Origin of the sequence: Oceanobacillus oncorhynchi, from assembly GCF_000821065.1 — a bacterium.
GTDB lineage: Bacteria > Bacillota > Bacilli > Bacillales > Amphibacillaceae > Oceanobacillus > Oceanobacillus oncorhynchi.
This window is the reverse complement of sequence record NZ_CDGG01000001.1, coordinates 530488-545537: the sequence shown is the minus strand read 5'-3', so window position 1 is coordinate 545537 and position 15050 is coordinate 530488. Positions and strand designations below refer to the sequence as shown.

The following is a 15050-nucleotide window of genomic DNA, read 5'->3' as shown; positions in this document are numbered from 1 at the left end:
ATCTTTTATTATAGAACCTATTGACTTATGAAAATCCTTGTTATACAGTAACATTGAACTAATTATATAGAATGAAATAAGGGGTTATAAATCGAAGAAGCTCCTCCTGATTCACCAGAAATACTCGATCATTCATAAAAATAGCTTATGAGGTGAAAAAAGTGCCAGTATTTAAAAACATAAAGAAAAAGACAGTAGTAATCGCAACATCAGCAGTAATTGGAGCATCGGTTATTGGAGGGGTATCGTACAAGGTTGTAGATGCTAACTACCAAGAGAATTTAGAAGAAGCGAAAGCAGAGTTACACGCTGACGAAGACATTCTAGGTAACTTAGCAGTACAGGTTGGCGAGTTCAAAGGTAAAGATGGTTACTTAAAGAAGGATTTAGAGCAAGAAACAATCGACAATGTAAAGGAAAACTTAAATCTAGTTGAGTCTGATGCAAGTGCATACGATGTTAAAGAGTCTGATATTGAAGATAACATCGAGTACATCAAAACAACAAAGGAAGATATCGTTAAAGAATTAAAAGTTATTGAGGAAAAATTCGCATTAGAAAACGACTTAAACGAGTTGTTCACAAAAACGGCTATCAACGGTGACGAAGTTAAAAAGCCTGCTTTGAAAAAGGAAGTAACTACGGAAGAAGTCGATAATTTATCCGAATCATTAGAATCTGTAGACGTTTTAGAAGAAGATGCATGGTTAGACTCAGTAAATGAGTTAGTTGAAGAGGGTAACAAGCAGTTAAAGAACATCGCATCTGCTGAAAACAAAGTAAGCGACCTATTCAATAAAAAGGACAAGGTTAAAAAGAAAGTTAAACGTGAATCTTTAGAGGAAGCAACCGAAGTAGTAGAAAAGGTTAAAAACAAAGACGTTAGAGAAGGTTTTGAAAAGCGTCTTGCTACTGTAGAAACGTTCATCGCAGAGCGTGAGGAAGAGAAGCGATTAGCTGAAGAAGAGGAAGCACGTAAACTAGCGGAAGCAGAAGCTGAAAAGCAAGCAGAGGAACAAGCACAAGCTGAAGCAGAGCAAGCGGAAGTAGCACAGCAAGAGGAAGCAACACAAGCTAGTGAAGGTACAGAAACAGCAACAACAGGCGGTAACGAGGGTACTCAAGCACAGGAAAGCACACAATCTAGCGGAAGTACTGGAAGTTCCTCAAATGGGGGTAGTCAATCATCAAGTGCTACAACGGGTGGAAGCAACAACACTGGAGGCTCATCCTCATCGTCATCATCATCGTCATCAAACGGTGGAAGTAGCAATTCAGGTTCAACAAACAGTGGTGGAAGCTCAGATTCGAGTAGTTCAAGCAATTCAGGCTCTAATAACTCTAGTTCATCAAGCAATGGAAGCAGTTCAAGTAGTTCAAGCTCTAGCAGTAGCTCAAGTTCATCTAACGGCTCTAGTTCATCAAGTAACTCAGGTTCTAGCAACAGCGGTTCAAGCAGTAATTCAGGTTCAAACAGTAACTCAGGTTCAAGTAATAGTGGCTCTAGCAACTCAGGTGGAAGTAACTCAGGTTCTAGTAATTCGGATAGCGGGTGGAAAACAGAAACAGGTGATGCTGTCAGAGGTGGAAAAATAACTAATGAAAATACTTCCGAGAAGGATAGTGGAAGTACATGGGAAGGTGGAGATTTCGAGTTTAACGGGGAAGATTCTTGTAAGATGTTTGGTTGTTAGTGTATTTAACAGTTGTATATTTTAAATACCTGCTTGTTAAGTCAATAGTCATTTTAGATTAAATAAAACCTATAAGATGAGTCTACTAAGGTTGGTTTCATACTAACTGTTAGTAGACTCTTTTATTGTAGAGTAAAATGTTTAAGGAGGGGTATTTTGAATCGCAAGAAACGAAAACTGAATAATAAACTGTTTGCAGCACTTATGACCTTTGTTCTTTTGCTTCAGTTGTTTATGCCCACTGCGACAATCTATGCAGAAGCGAAAAGTCTGCAAATTAGTAATAAGTAAATTGGGATAAACATTTAGACGATAAGAGGTCAGGCTGTTTTATTAAATAGTTTTTTTCTTAGCTTTAGGACTTTTGAATTTTTTACAATTTTATACGACATAAATTAATACCCTTTCACTGCTCAAATACCAATGAATCAATGAGGATTGAGATATAAACCTACAAGTCCTATAAATATGAAAACGCACATGTAATTCCCCCTCTCCCTCCCTTCTACCGCCTGTTTTCAAGAGGTATCTATTCAAAATCCCAGGTAACTTGCTCCAGTTATGAGTGTTTGTTTGGAGCGATAAGAATAGGTGAAAAAAGAAAAGATGGTAATATCAACTTGCCTATACAGAGAGGTAAACAGATTTTTACCATGGCGATATAACAGCTTTGAAATTTTATTCATACCGTACAATCCATAGAAAACGATGAGCCAATGAAAAAGAAAGTCGATGAGTATTCATTTCCCATTAAATTAGTATAGTTAGCACGGTGATCCATATCCCTCTCCTTCCCTCTTCACTTTTTTCTAAAACAAAATCAAATTATAAATGAGCATAAATCATGAAAATAAGGAATTCCTTTATAAGTGACTAAATTCGCTTATCAGAATTTTCAACTCATGTCGATATTGATTTAAGCTATCCATGATAACAAGACAACCATAGGCAATTCACAGTATCAGCACATATCAAGGTGAGATAGTAAGAGATTTTTAAATCAGAAGAGTATTTCAAAGATGTTTTGAACTCCGGTTTAAATGGTGAATTGGGTATTTTTTTAAAAGTGATTTGCTTGTAAACGGATTTGCTGATACTAAACGATTTGTATCTTCTTTAATAAGAGGACAATTCGCCTTTAAGTTGTTATGGAGTACTAAGAACGCTGATTTTGCATCAGTATTGGTGTGAAACAAGAGAGCAAGCAAGTAGGTTTTATTTAAACAAATTATTTTTACAAATTTCAAGGGGGTAGTAATAATGATTTATCGTTCCAGTAATGATAACCGAATGTATTTAGCCAACAAAAACTATTTGGGGGCAATTAATGACCGTCGTCCAAAAGCAGATTTATTGATTGTTGATTTGATGCATCAGGAGGAGGTCGATTTTATAACATTGATAAGAACATTGTCTGCTAAACTGGATACAAGGGGTAGTGCACTTATCTTTAGTACATTACCGAATATAGCGACACTATCCGAACAAGCCGAACATTATAACTATTATGTGCATGGCGTGATGACATGGAAGTGGAGCAATGTGTCAATCATGAATGGGAAGGATAGACAATATATTTTATGGATAAGTAAGTCCACAATGCCATATTGTAATTTAATGCCTAATGAGTACCTATCCCCTACAATGCTTCAATATGCACCACTTCCTTCAGTGGATGAATCCTGTTTATCTAGGAAGCCAGCTTTACTAATGGAAGAATTGATTGATAGATATAGTAAACCACAAGCGATTGTGAGAGACCTATTTGCAGATTATAGTGTATTTGAAGTCTGTCGTAAGCTAGACCGATCCTATCATGGGTTCACAAAAGATGTTCAAGTATTCAAAACATTTGAATTATATTAAAACATAAACAATGAAGACCTTCCCTCTAACAGTAGAGTGGAAGGTTTATTTATTTTAAGGGGTATGTCAAACAATGTTGTGTTGTGTGTATTTGTTCAATCTTTCCCCAAACCTCTTTTAATTCATCTAACAAGGGCTATGTTCATAAGAGGTCTTTTCCTACTATACAACTTCTTAAAAAACCCTCTAACATGCAGAACGTTGGGTTATTTATTCATAAGACAACCATTTCATACTAAAAATTCCTCGATGAAATGACATATGATTCGCACCTTCTGTCAGACCTTTAAGTTTCTTAAACAAAACAATTTTTTACTGTTTCTAATATTGATATTTGCATCAGTGAAATTGCAGGTGCTTTTTTAAACAATTCCTCAGGCAGAGATATAGTCGTATCCAAAAAATGATTGGTCAAGGGGGTAGTGGGTATGCTTGAGTTTTTAAAATTTATTTTTGCTTCGGGGAATAGAGGTGTAAACAGTATAAACGGGCTTAAACAGGTACGAACTGAAACTATAACAACAAAAATGCAAAGACAACAATTTATGTGGAAGTTTGTTGTTTTCAAGAGGCTACTAACTGCATCAACCAAATCAGACAATGGCTATTATTTTTTGGAAATAAAATAGTGTGCGATGTGCCCAAAGACGAATAATAACATGAAAGAGACAAAATAACTTGTCATTATTCAGGCTTCACGGTAACATCACGACACCTTAAGGAGTTAAAGAGATGGGATTAAATGAAATTCCAGTAGTTAAGAAAAAGGATTTAATGGAGGTTAGCTTTTTCAATGAAAACACAGCATCAACAATCATTCGGATGGTGAAAAGGCAATTAGCCAATGAAGGGGTAGGCTTGTATAACAATCCACGTATTGGGTTTATCCCAGCTGACAGGGCGATTGAATTTGTGCTAGGGGTATCAGGAGAACCTGAGGATCATCGTAAGTCTATTGCGTTTTTAAACGAAGCTTTAGTTCATCTTGAACAGTTAATTTCATGGGGTATTCCTGCAGAAACAGCAAAGCAATTAATCAAGCAAGCGCAACAAGAGATGGTGGAACAAGGCTGTATTTTCTATGAAAATACTCGCAAGCAATATGCACCAAAAACACAAATCAATAAATTACTAGGAGGTCATTCATATGGCAAGTTATAAAGGGAAAATCCCAAATTTGAAAAAAGATAAGAAGACGGGTAAATATTCATTTACTGCCACAAAGACACACCCAGTTACAAAAAAAGTTGTTCAACGTAGACGGAGTAGTTTTAAAACACAAGAAGAAGCCTATCAAGCGTATAAAAAAGTAAAAGCAGAATTAGAAGAAGAATTCAAAGTAGATGAGGCTCTTGCAAAAATGAAGAATGCATTATCAGATGATGCTTATTCTATCTCTTTCAAAACTTTTGTAAATGAAAAATTTCTTCCTTATTATGCGAATAAAGTATCTCCACAAACATATAAAGACAGACTATCTATGATAAATAATCATTACAAAGCGTTTGAAGAGATGAATATTGCTGATATTGATAAAAATGATGTAGATGAGTGGTATCAAGCAATGCTTACAGCTAGACGTAAACAAGGAAAGCAAACTGATGGTAATGTTCATGGTATAAAAGGTCTATTAAAATTAATTTTTGATTATGCAGTGGAAAAAGAATTTTGTTCTTTCAACCCAGTAACTGCTGTTAAAAATATCAAGAAAACAAAAAGGAAACGTCCCTTTTGGGAACTAGCTCACTATAAAAAAGTATGTAAAACTTTTGAGCTTGCAGACTTTAAACAACACTCATTGTTTATCTCTATTATGTTAATGTTTATGACTGGGTTACGTATCAGTGAAGCATCTGCTTTAACTTGGGATGATATTAATTTTGACACAAAGAAATTAGATGTAAATAAATCATTACGTTATGATAATGCGAGTAATTATGATCCAGAGTCTACTACAAAAACCGAATCAGCTAATAGAATCTTAACTCTTGATACAAATACAATAAATTTGTTAAAAGAATGGAAGGAACGTCAACAGAAGCAAATCAATACTAACCTTGTATTAACCACTAATGGGATTCCGATGCATAATCGGGCAGTAAATCGAGCTTTAGAAAAGCACGCAGAATTAGCAGGGGTACATCGGATTACTCCTCATGGGCTACGTCATTCACATGCTAGTTTATTAGTCCACCTGAACGAAGATCTTCTTATCATCAAAGATCGTTTAGGGCATAGTGATGTGAAAACTACTTTAGGAGAATATGGACATCTTTATTCTAATCGGGATGTTGAGCTAGCTGGTCGACTCAATAATATTGTGGATTATAATCTTGAGGATTAATAACTTATTCAAAACCTAGATAACTTGCAGACGAATGATGAATGATTTGGTACGCATAATGCCTAGCAAATGACACACACATGACAATCGCATGACATGAAAAAGAAAAGAAGCCCTGAGCCTTGGTATATCAAGGCTCAGGGCCTTTCTGTCCCAGTTCATTCACAATTTTGTCATTGTTTTGGTTTAAATATCTAATTGCTCTTTCAGCTCTGCAGTAGAGTTTTCCCACATTTCTGGTTTGAATTCTTTTAAGAAGTCGCCCAGTAACTTTTTAGAATGATTATCCATGTGCTCTACAATAATTTTGCCCTTTAAGGATTTCTCCATATGCTTCACATGCTCTGCCATGGATTTATACGCACGTTTGATTTCCCGGTTCACGCGGATCTCACTGCCGGCAACACCAGCGTAGTAAGGCCCATTTTCTCCTTTTTCCACCGTTACCCAGACAATCCAATACAGCTTTCCGCCTTGCACTTCTTCCCGATCTCTTATCCATTTCACACGGCGCTCTACGGAACTTCTTGCATGCATCGCATCCATATCCACATATGCCTTATTTTCATTCGGATCGACGATAATCGATGACATATTTTCCAGACTGACTGTTCCTGCTCCATAACCGCCGTGCCCGTCCGTTGAATCATCTTTTATAATCGTAAATGTATTCTTCTTTTTATTTTCTTCCGTCATTGTATTCCCCTCCTGACATTCATTCTGACCTTTGTCTCATTCTACCATGTTCTAAAAAGGTTTTTTAGTGAGAAGACTTATTCCGCAGCTCGTCCATAAATCGGAATGCTTCTGTCATCTCCTCATCTGTGTATTTCAGCTTCGACTTTACGGTGTGCACTTTATCAATTATTTCTTCCTTTGACAAATAAGAAAAATATAACATCGTCGAGACCAGCTCTAAAAAGCGGGCGCTGCACTCCTGTAAAAGGTTAATTTGATTCTTGATATCCGGCATGTTCACTTCAAATTGCTTTAAGAAAGTTTCCCCATCTTCCGTGATGGAATAGTGATATTGATGATAATTGCTTTTTTCTTCTTTTTCTTCCTTTAAAAAATGTAAATTGCAAAGTTCCTCGACACGCAACGTTAATTCTTCTGAATAGGGTCCGTAGAAATGAAATTGATATTTTTCTTCAAAGGGAACCCGGCTTTGCTGTAAGATATAAATCATTTTCTGTAATTTCTTTCTTCCTGTCACTTGCCTGGCTTCAGAGAAAAAATAGAGCAGTTTCGCATGGTTGTCTAACACAAATGGTCATTCCTTCCCGTACAATATATCTAAAATTCGTTTCTTCAAATCCGTATCTTCTATTCGCTGTATGCTGTCCTTAGGAAAGTACAGCTTATGGTCCGTCCTTTTCTTACCAGAGATTGCTTCAACAATATCGGAATGCCGGGACAGCTCCTTTAAACCGCCATCAGGCATTAACAGATGGATTGGCAGACGTTCTTCCTCTTCTCCCGGCCGGTAAAAATCATACGGCAAATCGGACGATGAATCCACTACTAAATAATAGTCTGGATCAATCCCTGCCTTTTTAAACAGCTGATACAGCTCCATCCCTGCATTGATTTGCGGGTCCGGGTTGTATTCCACATATTTAAATAAGTGACGGTTGATAAACCGGTAGCTTAAATCAGCCAATATAGCATCCTTTTCTTCCTGCCATTGCTGAAAATAATAATATACAATCATATCATCCAGCTTTAAATAATCCGACAGCTGCACTTTTTCTTCAAAAAAGGAAATAAAGTGTGTCGGCTCCAGCTGAAATTGATACGATTCGTCCTCGTAAAGCACCTTTGCCCGCTGAAAAATTTTTGACAGGATAACCTCTGCACTCCGCGTAACCGGATGAAAATAAACCTGCCAGTACATTTGATACCGGCTCATGATATAATCCTCGACCGCATGCATCCCCGTTGATTTAATCACAACTTGATCATCCATCGGCCGCATGACGCGCAAAATACGCTCCATGTCAAAATGGCCGTAGCTTACCCCGGTAAAATACGCATCGCGCTGCAGGTAATCCATTCGATCCGCATCGATTTGACTCGATATCAGGCTGACAACAAGCTTATCTGAATATGTCTTGGCAATCACATCTGCTACCTTCACAGGAAAATCAGCTGATACTTTTTTCAGGATTTCATTGACCTTCGTGCTCCCTAAGATAATCTGTTGTGTAAACTGCTCATGATCCAGCTTAAACACTTTCTCAAACGAATGCGAGAATGGCCCATGCCCCAAATCATGCAGTAACGCAGCACAAAGACACAGCAGCCGCTGCTCTCTGTCCCATCTTTCCCGGTCTGCAAAATTGGTGGTAATCCTTCTGACTATTTCATAGACGCCCAGCGAATGATTAAAACGGCTGTGCTCTGCACCATGGAAGGTCAGATTCGTCGTTCCCAGCTGCTTTATCCGGCGGAGCCTCTGAAATTCCGGTGTAGCGATCAAATCCCAAATAACCCGATCACGGACATGAATATACCGATGGACCGGATCTTTGAATACCTTTTCTTCTATTAATTGTTCATCTTTATATGCCATATCATTATCTCCATCCGCAGTTTCCTAAAAATTTTCGTATAGTTATCCAGTTAAGTTTCCGTTTATCTCTGTATATTTAAAGAAGCCTCTTATACTTCTTTTCCATATATGCTTTGAATATATTATAATATAGTTAAACAGTTGATGAAAGGTTTAGGATGAACACGATGAAAAATTGGAAAGAAATTATTCGACATAAAACATTTCGTTATATAGACCATTCCACAGCAACAATGGTGGCGGGCAAACCGAATACAGCCCTCGCCTCCTTTGCTATGGATGATGCTCTGGCTATTTCCGTCAGTGAAGCAGCTTCTCCTCCTGTTATCCGTTTATGGGTGCATCCAGATACCATTGTTTTAGGTATCCCGGATTCTCGCCTGCCTCATATTGATGCGGGGATGGCATTTCTAGAAGAAAAAAATTATCAAGGGATTGTCCGCAATTCAGGGGGCCTTGCGGTTGCTCTGGATGAAGGCGTGCTTAATATTTCCCTGATTATCCCCGGCGCAAATGACTTATCCATTTACGATTGTTATGAGGCGATGGTTCAGTTTGTCCAGGCCATGTTTGCAGATCTAACCGATGCTATGGAAGCCTATGAAATTGTCGGCTCCTATTGTCCCGGTGATTATGATTTAAGTATTAACGGAAAAAAATTCGCTGGTATTTCTCAGCGCCGGGTCAAAAAAGGAATCTCCGTACAAATTTATCTAGATATCGAAGGAAACAGTAAGGCACGCGCTTCCTTAATTCGGGAATTTTATCATATTGCCAAACAAAATGAAGAGACTACCTTTACTTATCCAGAGGTGACCCCTGATGTGATGGCTTCCCTTTCTGATTTACTGGGAATTCCTTTAACAGTCGAAGAAGTGAAACAGCGTGTAATGGATACATTAAATGGGCTGACAGAAGAAATCATTACCATGCCGATGCAGGATACAGAGCAGGAAAATTTTGATAAACGGTACCAGCAAATGATAAAACGGAATGAAAATATTTGAACGAAGCTTCCTTCCGTAAAAGTTTTACAGACGTTTCTACATGATAAGCACATGTTCAAAATGCATACAAAAACAGCCTGACCAACTATTCCGGTCAGGCTGTTTTTATGGATTGATTATTCAGCTGCTGCTTGAGCTGCTGTAATAAGTGCCAGGTTGTACACATCTTCTGAACTGCAGCCTCTGGACAGGTCATTCACGGGTTTGTTCAGCCCTTGCAGGATCGGACCTACTGCTTCAAATCCGCCTAAGCGCTGTGCGATTTTGTAACCAATGTTTCCTGCTTCCAGGCTTGGGAATACAAATACATTAGCATCCCCTTTGATAACAGAATTCGGTGCTTTTTTCTCTGCAACACTTGGAACAAAAGCAGCATCAAATTGGAATTCTCCATCGATTACAAGAGAAGGGTCTTTTTCCTTTGCAATCGTTAAAGCGTCGGTAACCTTTTCTGTTTCTGGCGATTTTGCAGAACCGGCAGTTGAGAAGCTGAGCATAGCAACACGCGGATCCACATCGAATAGCGCTCCTGTTTTCGCACTTTCTACAGCAATCTCTGCTAGATCATTGCTGTCTGGAGCAATATTAATCGCGCAATCAGCAAATACATATTTTTCTTCATCTCTTACCATAATGAATACACCGGAAGTTTTCTGCACGCCTTCTTTTGTTTTAATAATTTGTAATGCCGGGCGTACGGTATCTGCTGTAGAGTGGGCAGCACCGCTTACCAGACCGTCTGCTTTATTTAAATAGATGAGCATCGTACCAAAATAGTTTTCATCTAAAAGAATTTTCTTTGCATCTTCTTCGGTTGCTTTCCCTTTTCTTCTTTCTACAAAAGCGTCAACCATTTCCCCGAAACCTTCATAGCTTGCCGGGTCAATTATTTCTAGTCCAGATGCTTGTACACCAAGATCTGCTGCTTTCTTTTCTACTTCTTCCTTATTGCCGATAACGACAGGTGTCAGCACAGCATCTTCCGCCAGACGTCCTGCTGCTGTTAAGACACGTTCGTCTAACCCTTCTGGAAATACGATACGTTTGCCGTTTCCCTTTACTTTCTCTGTTAATTGTTCAAATAAACCCATGATGAAACCTCCTATAATAATTAACATATTAAAATGATAGTTACGGACTTTTTGTTTGGAAAAAACAATTCGTTTTTTACCTTCAAATTCTCTTTAATGATATACCATTTATCGGCACAAATAAAGCCTTGAACCCCGAAAAATCAATGTAAAGGATTACATCTGTTTTCCTTTCACAGGAGGAAGAACTTCTCCCATTTTTCATCCATCCTCTTCAATCAAGTATGTTCAAAAATTGGTCTTGCACTTCTTTCTAATTTTGACAAACCCTTGACAATACGTAAAATATCATGATTTTGTGCCTTTTTTTATATGATTCACACCCTCTGGTTATGCTATAGTTAATAGTGATTCAGTATTTAATTTATGTGAAGGAGTGTATGAACGATGGCAGAAGCAGTAGTAACTGTAGATGGCTGGTCCGCATTACATGATACTCGTCAATTTGATTGGACATCTTGGAAATCCATTTCTGAAGACGAAAGAAATAAAGCAATACAAGAGTTTGAAGAACTTATCAAACAATGGGAAACCGTAGAAGAAAATAAAGAAGGCAGTCATAGTATATTCAAAGTTGTCGGAAATAAAGCAGATCTGATGTTTATTTTCTTACGTGAAACAATGGACGAGCTGGAAGAAATCAAAAGAGCTATCAATAAATCGGTATTAGGTGACTTCTTAATCCCTGCTTATTCTTATGTATCCATTATTGAAATGACAATGCACGATCCAATGAAAGCCGGTGAGGATCGCGAGCTTTCTCCGTATGTTAAAGAGCGCTTAAGACCGATTATGCCGAAATGGGAGCATGCCTGCTTCTATCCAATGGCAAGACGCCGTGAGCCGGAAGCAAACTGGTTTGCCATTGAGAAAGAAGAACGTACCAAATTACTTTATGAGCATGGCATGACCGGACGTAAATATGCCGGTAAAGTAAAAGAAATTATCACCGGATCGATTGGACTGGATGAATGGGAGTGGGGCGTAACATTATTTGCTCATGACCCGCTGCAGTTTAAGAAAATCGTTTATGAAATGCGTTTTGATGAAGTAACCACAAAATATGCAGAGTTTGGTGATTTCATCATGGGTAATTACTTAGCACCAGATGAGCTTGCTAATTATCTTGCATTATAATCTCACTTATTAAAGAGGCTGAAACGGCCTCTTTTTTTCGTGAAAAAATAATCATGAAAATACACTCTCCTACATACATATCATTAATGAGCTTGCACCGAAGATTTTCAAGAAATGAGGTCGGTCTATGGCTATTATTGCTCATAATGAAGCGGATGTTGATTTACTCGCCTGACTAATGCGTGCTTAGGCAGAGGGAGACGGCAATCTTGGCATGTTGATGGCAGGTAATACAGGGGCTAACCGTGTTCTTGCGGATTGTTTAGATTTCACGGATATCCGGACCATATCGACCAGGCTTTTTCAGAGTCCTGGAGGATTTGAAGCAACGCAGAAAGGATATTTTTATCAACGGACAAGAGAATCCGAAAAACGTCTTACAAGAAGAGCTCTTCAAGGCAAGATGCAGCATCCTGCTTCCAATTCACTTTGGTTCTTTATGCCTGAAGAACCCTGTCCTGACCAATGGTACGGTCAATGGAATACGGGAAGGTTTAAATCACATTGCTTTTATGCACCATCTGCAGAGGAGTGTCCAACTGTATTTCGGTAGACAGAGATGGATAACTTTTTATATTGCATGTATAGCATCACGTTTTTATTTTGAAGGAGAGTGAACTTATGAGTGATCAAATGAATCCAAATCAGCCAGTGAATAATAACCAGGCTTACTACCCAAACCCTTATTATTATCCGCAGGCAACAGGAAGTTTTTATCCAGCTTATTCCGTTCGGCAGTATGCCCAGCCAAGCAATGGAACTGGCGGCGGACAGTTAACCAACCAGCAATCGTTTATTGAGAATATTTTACGGTTGAACCGCGGAAAATTAGGCACCTTTTATCTGACCTTTGAAGGACAGCAGCCAACGTCATTTCGAGGCTATATTGAGGAAGCCGGACGGGATCATATTTTAATTCGGGAGGAAGACTCCAATCGTCGTTTCTTATTATTAATGGTGTATCTCGATTATGTATTATTTGATGAGGAAATCAACTATTCTTACCCATATGGCGGCAATCAGGGCCAATTATCCAACTACAATCCAAGATAAAGAAATAGAAGCAGTAAATAAAGCGTAGACATTCATGAAGTCTACGCTTTATTTACCTTAAAATGTGTGTATTGCGAGGAGATTAAAATGAGACACCCTCTGGAAAAATTTATACGCATGGAAATGCTTGCAATAATTGGCGGCCTGTTTGCCGGGATTTTTGCCTGGATAACAGGATGGATGTTCTTTTTATTCCTAGCTTGTTATCTTTTTGTATTCAGCATGCTCAGTAATGTTTTCATTTTGCTGTATACACACAGAGCTTCCGATGCCATGAAACAGGTTATCCGGGCTTTTTTATTGTTTATATTTCTTACTTCTCTTTTCTTTTATATATAAAAAACGTTTTAACCTTAAAAATCAAAGGCTAAAACGCATTTTTTCATACTAATTTCATCGCGCCTATCCCCAAAAGAACCCAGCCTGCCAAAAAGGCCAATCCTCCAATTGGTGTAATCATCGCAAGCGCTTTGACGCCGGTTAAAGCATAGATATATAAACTTCCTGAAAATAAAATAATACCTGTTAAGAACAGCCAGCCGCTGGATGCAAAGAGACTGCTTCCTTCAAATTTTCCTAAAAGAAGCGCAACTGCAACAATGGCTACGGTGTGGAACATTTGATAATCTACCGCTTTGCCCCAATTTGTTAAGGCTCTTTCGGACAGCCTTCCTTCCAGACCGTGTGCACCGAATGCTCCAAAAGCAACTGCCAGAAATCCAAGGATAGCTCCAATGATTAAAAATAACTTCATCTTTTCATCTCCTAATCATAACATATTATATAAAATACATTTTCCATAACCTAAAAATCAAATATAGAATCCCCATTGGCATCTTCTTCTATCAGCTTATTCTTTTCCGGTACAGCCCCTTTGTCCGCAGGCTGCTTGCCGAGCATTGCTCTCATCTCTGCTTCCGAAATTTGCTCCTCTGTATCTTCTATATTTACTTGCTTCTGACTGACAACACTGGAATCAGAGCTCCCTGAAAGAAACAGTTCACTTAACAAGTGGATATTTTCCATATGTTTTTTTACTTGATCTTCCTGATGGGCTTTTCTTTTGGCTTCTTCCAGCTCATGAATCATTTTATTGATTATTATTTCATTGCTTACAGCCATACAACCCCTCCTTTTTCTGCATTCATTACGAATTATAGCACAGAAATCCTTTAAACCTGAAAACATAAAAAAAGAGCTTCAGACGATAGCCGTCTCTCTGCTCTTTAACGTAATATACGATTTACGTTCAGCTTTCTTCCCGATATTTCCTCCACGGTATAGCGTTCATACATCCATTTCAAAAATATAACCTCAGATTCTTCTAATTCTCTTCCTAGCTGTGTTGAAGTTTGATGATATAGATGAAAAAAGTTTTTCATTCTTGAAAACTCCCCCTATACTGCGCAGTCAAATATAGAAATATTATAGCATTGTCTATTTTTATCTTCAATAGGAGAATTTTTCAAGTTTTCATTCTAAAGAAAACGCTTTATCTGCTTATTACAGCAAATTTTAACAAGAAAAAGATTCTCCTGACATATTATCTCCTTTAATTACATTGAATATGTCAGAAGAAATTTCTTCCTTTATATCAAGCTATTTATTGTTTTATTTATCCTCTATTGTGGATTGCAAAGCGTATAACTTTTCATTCATTATTTCCATCATCTGTTCCATCGCCTCTTTACGAGGTACATCCTCAGGCAAATAAATCGGATCACCAAAGATAATTTTCGGCTTTTTAAACTTAAACAGCTCTTTAAAATTATTTGGACCTGTGTAAGCTGCAGGAACAATCGGCGCCTTACTGTATGCAGCAATGGTGACAGCCCCTCTTTTTAATGGAACCTGATTCGTTGTTCTTGTGCCGCTGGGGAAAATACCGATGACTTTTCCTTCTTTTAAAAGCTTGCGAGGCACTTTAATCGTGCTGGGTCCTGGGTTATCCCGGTCTACAGGAAATGCATTTAATTTTTTCATCAGCCATCTTAGAGGGCCGGATTGAAATAATTCCTTCTTCGCCATATAGTGGACTTTCGTCGGCAATAGACTGACTCCTAACCACAAAATATCGACCCAGCCTGTATGGGTACATGCGATAATATACCCGTCTGATTGCGGGAGTTTTTCTTTTTGAAATACCTTTACACGTCCAAATAAACTTAATATAACTTTTAATAGATATGCAGCAAAATAATACATGCGTCTCTTCCTTTTTTCAAATTTAGTACCTGGTGCTTATATAAGATACTATTAGAAATAGCGTAAAATTACAAGATG

17 protein-coding genes and 1 pseudogene are annotated in these 15050 nt (G+C 38.0%); 10 read left to right on the top strand and 8 right to left on the bottom strand.

Annotation, left to right across the window (positions count from 1 at the left end; all coding sequences use genetic code 11):
• Positions 1 to 161 precede the first annotated feature (161 nt).
• The 6 genes from BN997_RS02535 to BN997_RS02515 all read left to right on the top strand — a co-directional run bounded on the left by BN997_RS02535 (position 162) and on the right by BN997_RS02515 (position 5904).
• Positions 162 to 1694 (top strand): hypothetical protein, encoded by a 1533-nt coding sequence (locus BN997_RS02535; protein ID WP_042529395.1) that lies wholly within the window; start codon positions 162 to 164, stop codon positions 1692 to 1694.
• Between the two features lie 156 nt (positions 1695 to 1850).
• A complete protein-coding gene (locus tag BN997_RS23640; RefSeq protein ID WP_276325290.1) occupies positions 1851 to 1985 on the top strand; it encodes a hypothetical protein in 135 nt (44 codons plus the stop codon).
• Positions 1986 to 2954: 969 nt separating this feature from the next.
• Positions 2955 to 3560: a DNA methyltransferase gene (locus BN997_RS02530; RefSeq protein ID WP_042529392.1), complete on the top strand. Its 606-nt coding sequence runs from the start codon at positions 2955 to 2957 to the stop codon at positions 3558 to 3560.
• 428 nt (positions 3561 to 3988) lie between these two features.
• Positions 3989 to 4189: a hypothetical protein gene (locus BN997_RS02525; RefSeq protein WP_042529390.1), complete on the top strand. Its 201-nt coding sequence runs from the start codon at positions 3989 to 3991 to the stop codon at positions 4187 to 4189.
• Positions 4190 to 4292: 103 nt separating this feature from the next.
• Complete coding sequence (locus BN997_RS02520) at positions 4293 to 4721, top strand: DUF3173 family protein (RefSeq protein WP_042529388.1); 429 nt, start codon at positions 4293 to 4295, stop codon at positions 4719 to 4721.
• Positions 4708 to 5904, top strand: coding sequence for a tyrosine-type recombinase/integrase (locus tag BN997_RS02515; RefSeq protein WP_042529386.1), 1197 nt, complete (start codon positions 4708 to 4710; stop codon positions 5902 to 5904). The genes BN997_RS02520 and BN997_RS02515 overlap by 14 nt, the downstream gene beginning before the upstream one ends.
• A 186-nt stretch (positions 5905 to 6090) precedes the next feature.
• Here BN997_RS02515 and BN997_RS02510 read toward each other — a convergent pair whose 3' ends face one another.
• The 3 genes from BN997_RS02510 to BN997_RS02500 all read right to left on the bottom strand — a co-directional run bounded on the left by BN997_RS02510 (position 6091) and on the right by BN997_RS02500 (position 8479).
• Positions 6091 to 6600 carry a YwhD family protein gene (locus BN997_RS02510; RefSeq protein ID WP_042529384.1) on the bottom strand — a complete coding sequence of 170 codons (510 nt, stop codon included), beginning with the start codon at positions 6598 to 6600 and terminating at the stop codon, positions 6091 to 6093.
• A gap of 64 nt (positions 6601 to 6664) precedes the next feature.
• Positions 6665 to 7171, bottom strand: a complete 507-nt coding sequence (locus tag BN997_RS02505; RefSeq protein WP_042529382.1) for a YwgA family protein — start codon at positions 7169 to 7171, stop codon at positions 6665 to 6667.
• Between the two features lie 6 nt (positions 7172 to 7177).
• A complete protein-coding gene (locus tag BN997_RS02500) occupies positions 7178 to 8479 on the bottom strand; it encodes an HD domain-containing protein (protein WP_042529381.1) in 1302 nt (433 codons plus the stop codon).
• 167 nt (positions 8480 to 8646) lie between these two features.
• Here BN997_RS02500 and BN997_RS02495 point away from each other — a divergent pair, with 167 nt between their 5' ends.
• Positions 8647 to 9486 carry a lipoate--protein ligase family protein gene (locus BN997_RS02495; protein ID WP_042529379.1) on the top strand — a complete coding sequence of 280 codons (840 nt, stop codon included), beginning with the start codon at positions 8647 to 8649 and terminating at the stop codon, positions 9484 to 9486.
• 116 nt (positions 9487 to 9602) lie between these two features.
• On the opposite strand, the gene pta is transcribed toward BN997_RS02495, so the two are convergent.
• Positions 9603 to 10577 (bottom strand): phosphate acetyltransferase, encoded by a 975-nt coding sequence (gene pta, locus BN997_RS02490; protein ID WP_042529377.1) that lies wholly within the window; start codon positions 10575 to 10577, stop codon positions 9603 to 9605.
• A 387-nt stretch (positions 10578 to 10964) separates the two neighbouring features.
• Between pta and hemQ the strand changes: the two genes are divergently transcribed.
• The 3 genes and pseudogenes from hemQ to gerQ all read left to right on the top strand — a co-directional run bounded on the left by hemQ (position 10965) and on the right by gerQ (position 12767).
• Entirely contained in the window at positions 10965 to 11714 is a 750-nt protein-coding gene (hemQ, locus tag BN997_RS02485) for a hydrogen peroxide-dependent heme synthase (RefSeq protein ID WP_042529375.1), read from the top strand.
• Positions 11715 to 11892: 178 nt separating this feature from the next.
• Positions 11893 to 12267, top strand: a pseudogene (locus BN997_RS02480) (cell wall hydrolase).
• Between the two features lie 68 nt (positions 12268 to 12335).
• Positions 12336 to 12767 (top strand): spore coat protein GerQ, encoded by a 432-nt coding sequence (gerQ, locus tag BN997_RS02475; RefSeq protein WP_042529373.1) that lies wholly within the window; start codon positions 12336 to 12338, stop codon positions 12765 to 12767.
• 382 nt (positions 12768 to 13149) lie between these two features.
• On the opposite strand, the gene BN997_RS02465 is transcribed toward gerQ, so the two are convergent.
• The 4 genes from BN997_RS02465 to BN997_RS02455 all read right to left on the bottom strand — a co-directional run bounded on the left by BN997_RS02465 (position 13150) and on the right by BN997_RS02455 (position 14972).
• Positions 13150 to 13521 carry a DUF423 domain-containing protein gene (locus BN997_RS02465; RefSeq protein WP_042529369.1) on the bottom strand — a complete coding sequence of 124 codons (372 nt, stop codon included), beginning with the start codon at positions 13519 to 13521 and terminating at the stop codon, positions 13150 to 13152.
• A gap of 50 nt (positions 13522 to 13571) precedes the next feature.
• The gene (locus tag BN997_RS02460) at positions 13572 to 13889 is read right to left on the bottom strand and encodes a YwdI family protein (RefSeq protein WP_042529367.1); all 318 of its coding nucleotides are present in this window, start codon (positions 13887 to 13889) and stop codon (positions 13572 to 13574) included.
• Between the two features lie 104 nt (positions 13890 to 13993).
• Positions 13994 to 14149: a hypothetical protein gene (locus BN997_RS23040; protein WP_175296994.1), complete on the bottom strand. Its 156-nt coding sequence runs from the start codon at positions 14147 to 14149 to the stop codon at positions 13994 to 13996.
• 229 nt (positions 14150 to 14378) lie between these two features.
• Positions 14379 to 14972, bottom strand: coding sequence for a lysophospholipid acyltransferase family protein (locus BN997_RS02455; protein ID WP_042529365.1), 594 nt, complete (start codon positions 14970 to 14972; stop codon positions 14379 to 14381).
• Positions 14973 to 15050 lie beyond the last annotated feature (78 nt).